The organism is Thermobacillus xylanilyticus (assembly GCF_907165215.1).
GTDB lineage: Bacteria > Bacillota > Bacilli > Paenibacillales > Paenibacillaceae > Thermobacillus > Thermobacillus xylanilyticus.
In genome coordinates this window covers 1-4,093 of the sequence record NZ_CAJRAY010000021.1, presented here as the reverse complement: position 1 = coordinate 4,093, position 4,093 = coordinate 1, and the positions used below count along the sequence as shown (strand labels likewise).

The window sequence follows — 4,093 nt, the reverse complement described above, 5'->3', positions numbered from 1 at the left end:
GCGGCCGCCTGGGCAGCGGCGCTGGCGGCGGAAGCCGCCGCCTTCGGGCGCAGCTGGGCTGCGCCCGGCTGGTGCGCGCTGCCGGAAGGCTTCGCCGGGGGCGGCAGCGCGCGGGATGCGGCGGACGGCGTCGTGCTGCGCGCCGTGCCGTCCGCCGACCCGGAAGCGTTCACGGCGGAAGCCCGTGAACGCTTCTTCCGGGAGCCGTACACGGCGGCTCCCGATTCGGACCGGATGGGCGTGCGGCTCAACGGGCCGCCGCTTGAGCTCGCGGTCCGGACGGAGATGCGCTCGCGCGGCGTGCTGCCGGGCACCGTGCAGGTGCCGGCCGGCGGGCAGCCGATCGTGCTCGGCGCCGACTGCCAGACGACCGGCGGCTACCCGGTCATCGCCCATGTGGCGGCCGTCGACCTGCCGCTGCTCGCGCAGCTCCGCCCCGGCGACCGGGTGCGGTTCCGCCCGATCGGGGTGGACGAGGCGCATCGCCTGCTGCTCAGGCGGGAGGCGGAGCTGCGCCTGCTCGCCGCCGGCATCCGGTGCCGGCGGCCGAATCGTTGAACCATGCGGGAGGCGAATCATTGACCATGTCGAATGCCAGAACCATCGATCTGAACGGCGATGTCGGCGAAGGCTTCGGCCCCTATGCGATCGGCCGCGACCGCGAGCTGATTCCGCTCCTCTCGTCGGCGAACATCGCCTGCGGCTTTCACGCCGGCGACCCGCGCACGATGCGCGAGACGGTCGAGCGGTGCATCGAAGCCGGCGTCGCCGTCGGCGCCCATCCCGGTCTGCCGGACCGGGCCGGCTTCGGCCGGCGGGCGCTGGCGCTGACCGCGCAGGAGGCGGCCGACGACCTGCTCTACCAGCTCGGCGCGCTCGACGCCTTCGTGCGGGCCGCGGGCGGCCGCATCCGCCACGTGAAGCTGCACGGCGCGCTGTACCATATGGCGGACCGGTCGGAAGCGCTGGCCGAAGCGGTCGCGCAGGCCGTCCGGAGGTTCGATCCGGCGATCGGCCTGTTCGTGCCGCCGGACGGGCTGCTTGAGCGGGCGGCCCGGGCGGCCGGCCTCAAGACGGCGGCCGAAGCGTTCGCCGACCGGCGCTACGGCGCGGACGGCCGCCTGCTGCCGCGCGGCTCCGCCGGCGCGGTGCTGGAGCGGCCGGAAGAGGCGGCGGCGCAGGCGCTCGATATCGCGTCCCGCGGCGTCGTGCGGACGGCGGACGGCGGGACGGCGGAAGTCCGCGCCGGCACCCTCTGCATTCACGGCGACAGTCCCGGCGCTCCGGAGATCGCGGCCGCGGTGAGGCGCGCGCTCGAGCGGGAAGGATGGCGGATCGCTTCCCCGTTCGCACCTTGAAGGAGCGAAACTGCCGAGCGGGTCGGATGAAGTCGGAATAACAGCTTCCAAAACATGCAAAATTTGCATTTCCGGCAGGAATCTGCAGATTGCGCGTGGAAATGGTTACTCAAGTTGCGAAAAAACACGAATCTGTCCGAAATGTAGACGATACGGGCACGGGGGTCGGAGCAATGTCGGTGAACAAGGCGGAGAAGCAGACCGTTTTGGTAATCGGCCTGGTGTTGATGTCGTTCGCGGCCATGCGTTTGTTCCATGACATCATCCATCGATGGACGGAAATGCTGGATTTGCTGCTCGTCGCGACATTGCTTGGCTATGCGATCGTGGCGTTCTGTTTTGCAATGGTGCTGCTCGGCTGGGCGTTTTTCGTCCGGCAGCTCACCCGGATCCGGCTGCATACGGCCAGCCTGTTCACCGTCGTCGGCATCCTGGAGCTGGCGCATGCGCTGACCTTCTTCGGCCAGCCGTTCTACCGCGATGCCGGCGACACATCGCTCACGATGGTTTACGGCGCGGCGGCGCAGGTGATCGGCGCGGCCGGCCTGCTCCTCCTGCTCACCCAGGCGGACGGGAAGGCGCACGGCGGCGAACGGCGGCGGCTGCTCTGGCTGTCGCCCCTGTGCGGGTTCGCCGTTGCGGCGATCGTGGCGGCGGCCGCGTTCCTCCGGGAGGGTGCGCTGCTTAAGGGACAGGCGCTGGACCTGCTGCGCGTCGCGGCCATCGTGATCATCCTGGGCGGCTATGCGGCCGCCGGGGCGATAATTCTGTACCGGAACCGGAGCGCCCGCCCGCAGGCGCTGCTGAAAATCGTGCAGGCGATGTGCCTGCTCTGGTTCGCCAATCTGCAGGTGCTGTTCGTCGACGAACTGCTGGACGCGGACATGCTGCTGGCGCAGATATTCAAGGCGGGCGGCTATTTCTTCCTGATGCAGGGGATTTATCTGGTGACGATCGAAGGCCCGATGCGCCAGCAGAAGCGGGCGGAAGCCCAGATCCAGTATCTGGCGTACCATGACGAGCTGACCGGACTCGGCAACCGGCGGCTGCTGACCGAGCGGCTGGAGGCGGAACTGAACCGCGCGGAGCGGTCCCGCACCCGGCTCGCCGTCCTGCTGCTGGACATGGACCGGTTCAAAACGATCAACGACACGCTCGGCCATTCGTGCGGGGATCAGCTGCTCATCGCCGCGGCGGAACGGCTGAAACAGACGGTTGCGCCTTTGCCGCATGTTTACCGGATGGGCGGCGACGAGTTTACGGTTCTGCTGCCCGGGCTGGAGAAGGCCGAAGAAGCGGAAAAGGCGGCGGCCCGGCTGCTGAAGGCGTTCGAGACGCCGCTCTCGTTCGACGGCACCGGATATCACATCACGGTCAGCATCGGGATTGCGATCGGGCCGGAGTTCGGAAATACGCCGGAGCTGCTGCTCAAGCATGCGGACGCCGCACTGTACAGCGCGAAAGCGGAACGGAACACCTACCGGATCTATACGCCCCGGATGAGCGACCAGGCGCGTGAACGGCTCAAGCTGGAGAACGATATGCGGCGGGCGCTCGAGGAGAACCAGTTCTATCTGGTCTACCAGCCGCTGGTCGACCTGCATTCCGGAAACGTTACCGGCGTCGAGGCGCTCCTTCGCTGGGAGCATCCGGAGCGCGGGGTCGTTCCGCCCCATCTGTTCATTCCGATCGCGGAGGAGACCGGGCTCATCAACGAAATCGGCGAATGGGTCATCCGCACGGCCTGCGCCCAGAACAAGGCGTGGCAGGACGCCGGCCTGCCGCCGTTCATCGTGTCCGTCAATCTGTCCATGCGCCAGTTCCATCAGCACGATCTTGCCGACCGCATCCGCGCGATTCTGGACGAGACCGGCCTCGAGCCGCGCTGGGTCGGCCTGGAGATCACCGAGAGCATGACGGCCGATGTTGAATTTGCTTACGAGACGCTGCGCAAACTGAAGGAAGTCGGGGTGCAGATCAGCCTGGACGATTTCGGAACCGGTTACAGCTCGCTCAGCTATCTGAAGCGCTATCCGATCGACAAGCTGAAGATCGACCGTTCCTTCGTCGCGGATCTGGATCGCGACGGGAACGATGCGGCGATCGTGTCGACGATTGCCGCGATGGCCCGCCACCTGAACATGCGGGTGACGGCCGAAGGGGTGGAGAGCGAGGAGCAGCTTCGCTTCCTGCGCGCGGAATTGTGCGAGGAAGCGCAGGGCTTCTACTATACCCGTCCGGTCACCGCCGACGCGTTCGTCAAATGGTATCACGAGCACCGGCAAGATCAGGAGGCGTGCAGCGAACGATGATCCGCGCCGTGCATGTGTTCGTCTACGGCTCCCTGCTGCCCGGCGAGTGCAACCACGGCATCGCGGCCCCCTGGGTGCTGGATGCGCGGCCGGGCGAGGTGCGCGGCAGGCTCGTCGATTGCGGCGCCTGGCCCGCGTTGGTGCGGGGTGAAGACGCGTTGGCGGGCCGCGTGCGGGGGATGTGGCTGACGGTCAGGCCCGAGGCGCTGGCGGCGCTGGATGAGCTGGAAGACTTCATCGGCCCGGAGTCGCCGAACGAGTACGAGCGGATCTGGGTCCGCGACGCATCCGGACAGCCGCTGGAGGGCTGGGCGTACGTCTGGCCGGATGCCCGGGGATTGCCGTACATGACCGAGACGTATTGGCCCGATCGGCAGAACAAACGATAACGGCCGCCCTGCCCGCAAGGCGCGGGCAGGGCGG

The 4,093-nt window shown here is 67.8% G+C and carries 4 protein-coding genes; all 4 read left to right on the top strand.

All coding sequences use genetic code 11. The features are described 5' to 3' along the window. Positions 1–558 (top strand): 5-oxoprolinase subunit C family protein (locus KJQ12_RS04535; RefSeq protein ID WP_483368471.1); only part of this gene is annotated, 558 nt, incomplete at its 5' end. 26 nt (positions 559–584) lie between these two features. Further along, the gene (locus KJQ12_RS04530) at positions 585–1,358 is read left to right on the top strand and encodes a LamB/YcsF family protein (protein ID WP_213483686.1); all 774 of its coding nucleotides are present in this window, start codon (positions 585–587) and stop codon (positions 1,356–1,358) included. A 173-nt stretch (positions 1,359–1,531) separates the two neighbouring features. Continuing rightward, complete coding sequence (locus tag KJQ12_RS04525) at positions 1,532–3,670, top strand: putative bifunctional diguanylate cyclase/phosphodiesterase (RefSeq protein ID WP_213483685.1); 2,139 nt, start codon at positions 1,532–1,534, stop codon at positions 3,668–3,670. Beyond that, the gene (locus KJQ12_RS04520; RefSeq protein ID WP_015253982.1) at positions 3,667–4,059 is read left to right on the top strand and encodes a gamma-glutamylcyclotransferase family protein; all 393 of its coding nucleotides are present in this window, start codon (positions 3,667–3,669) and stop codon (positions 4,057–4,059) included. Before KJQ12_RS04525 ends, KJQ12_RS04520 begins: the two co-directional genes overlap by 4 nt. Positions 4,060–4,093: the final 34 nt, after the last annotated feature.

What these genes read in the sequence shown, in the direction of transcription:
- KJQ12_RS04530 (WP_213483686.1), top strand. Translation starts at nt 585, where the DNA reads ATGTCGAATGCCAGAACCATCGATCTGAACGGCGATGTCGGCGAAGGC.
- KJQ12_RS04520 (WP_015253982.1), top strand. Translation starts at nt 3,667, where the DNA reads ATGATCCGCGCCGTGCATGTGTTCGTCTACGGCTCCCTGCTGCCCGGC.
- KJQ12_RS04525 (WP_213483685.1), top strand. Translation starts at nt 1,532, where the DNA reads ATGTCGGTGAACAAGGCGGAGAAGCAGACCGTTTTGGTAATCGGCCTG.